Origin of the sequence: Aromatoleum sp. (assembly GCF_036675785.1) — a bacterium.
GTDB lineage: Bacteria > Pseudomonadota > Gammaproteobacteria > Burkholderiales > Rhodocyclaceae > Aromatoleum.
The window spans coordinates 1-2,185 of sequence record NZ_JAKFEF010000036.1 but is presented as its reverse complement, the minus strand read 5'-3'; the positions used below and the strand labels follow the sequence as shown (position 1 = coordinate 2,185).

The window sequence follows — 2,185 nt, the reverse complement described above, 5'->3', positions numbered from 1 at the left end:
CTGGCGGGTGTCGCCGTCGCGCTGGTGGTGTTGGTCTCCGCCGGCGCCGGCGGGCAGCAGGCGCAGGCCGCAACCGTGAAGCGCTACGTCGCGCTGGGTGACTCCTACACGTCCGGCGAGGGCGCGTTTGACTACATGGCGGCGGGGAAGGGCCGTCCGCAGCGGTGCCACCGCTCGCGCAACGCGTACTCCCAGCTGCTCGCCGCACGCCTGCGCGGCGGGGTCAAGCACGAGCCCACACGCGACTTCTGGGCGTGCTCGGGCGACGAGGTCCCGCAGCTGATCGCCAACCAGCTCGGTGCGCTGAACCGCAACGTCGCGGTCGTCACCGTCGGGATCGGCGGCAACGACTCGGGCTGGATCGCCGCCATCAAATCCTGCATGGCGGACGCCATCCTGCACCCGACGCCCGGCACCGGAAAGGGCTGCAACCGGATCATCGCCGACGTCTTCGCCGTCAAGCTGCCGCAGCTGCGCACCCGGCTGCGCGAGGCCTACGGGCTCATCAAGGCCAAGGCGCCCAACGCGAAGGTCATCGTGCTCGGCTATCCGGCGATCTTCGAGGACAGCTACCGATCGACGTTCTGCGCCAGCGTCGGCCCGCTGACGCGCGGAGCCCGCTCTGACCTGCGCAAGGCCGCCGTGCAGCTCGACGGCGAGATCGGGGCGATCGCCGCCGAGTTCGGCCTGCGCTTCGTGGACCCGCGCGACGCGTTCAAGGATCACCGGATCTGCGGGCCCAAGGCGGACTGGATCCACGGCATCACCCGCGGGCGCAATGGCGAGCCGAAGATCTCGCCGACGACGTTTCACCCCAACCGCGACGGTCAGCGCGGCTTCGCGGACGTGATCGCCGCGGCCAATCCTGACGTCTTCAAGTAGCGCGCCGCGCGGCGCAGCGCGGGGGTGTGGCGATTTCCGTCCTCACAGTGGACGCAACTCGCCACACCCCCCAGCGCAGGCCCCGGACGAGACGCCGTCACCCCGCCAACTCACACCCGTCAGAGATGCAGTGCGCCGCCGGCCGCACGACCGCGGCGCGACAGCGCATCCGCCAAGCGCGCGGCGTCTAGGCCGCGATCTTCTGCGTGCGCTTCTCGCGCGCGATCTCGCGCTCGGGCCGCTCCGGGCGCGGCATGCGCGTGGTCATGTGCTTGCGCCACCCGCCGACGAGCCCGACCTTCCACGCGTAGTAGCCCGCCTTGCCGGGGATCGCCGAGAAGTCCATCTTCACGAGATGGCTCAGGGCGCGGCGGGTCAGGTACGCCGTGCGCAGCGCGTGGCCCAGGCGCGGATAGAGCTTCTGCTCCTCGGTGCTCGCCCGGACGCGCTTGAGCAGCTGCTTCCACAGCCACTCCGGCGGCCGCCACAGGGTGAGCGTGTACAGCAGGAGGTTGTTCACCCGCGGCGGGATCGACATGAACGTCGCGGAGATCTCCTCGATGTCGATCCCCCGCTCCTTCATCGCCTTCTCGAGCTCGGTGTTCGGGATGACCTTCAGGGAGTAGATGAACAACGTGTACGGCCGCTCCATGTCGTAGAGCAGCTGCAGCGTCTCCTTGATGTCCTCGCGCGTCTCGACGGGGTTGTCGGTGATGATGTCGTAGGCCGGTGGGATGTGGTACTTCGGCGCGAACGACGCGTTGACCTCACCCGCGGCGAGGATCTTCTCCGGCGGCGACGGGCGCTTGTAGAACTCCAGCGTCCGGCGGCTGCCGCTCTGGATGCCCATCCGCACGCGGTTCATGCCCGCCCACGTCAGCAGCTCGAACTTGTCGCGCTTGACGTAGTTGGGGATCACGCCGTAGACGGCGAACGGCAGGTCGAGCTCGGCCTTCCACAGCTCGGCGAACTCCTCGATCTCGCGGTACGGGATCGCCATGAAGCTGTCGTCGTGGAAGGAGACGTGGCTGAGGTGCGGGAATCGCTCGCGGGCGGTCTTCACCTCGTCGACGATGTAGCGCGCGCTCGGGTGGCGGATGCGCTTGTACTTCGCGTCGTTGGAGATGAACTTCGTGTTGCCGCAGTACGTGCAGTGAAACGGGCAGCCGATCGACCACAGCGTCGTGTAGCTCAGGCCGTCGTTCTCGATGTAGTGCTGGGCGTTCATCGGCTGGAAGCCGACGCCGGCCTCGTAGATGACCTCGCCGTCGCCGTACTGCGGGAACGGCAGCGACTCCATCAT

The 2,185-nt window shown here is 68.4% G+C and carries 2 protein-coding genes; one reads left to right on the top strand and one right to left on the bottom strand.

The genetic code is table 11. The features are described from left to right. Window positions 1-882, top strand: an 882-nt coding sequence (locus V6M37_RS09285; protein ID WP_332672569.1) for an SGNH/GDSL hydrolase family protein, incomplete at its 5' end; no start/stop codon positions are given. A gap of 187 nt (window positions 883-1,069) precedes the next feature. Here V6M37_RS09285 and V6M37_RS09280 read toward each other — a convergent pair. Next, window positions 1,070-2,185 (bottom strand): B12-binding domain-containing radical SAM protein (locus V6M37_RS09280; RefSeq protein WP_332672567.1); only part of this gene is annotated, 1,116 nt, incomplete at its 5' end.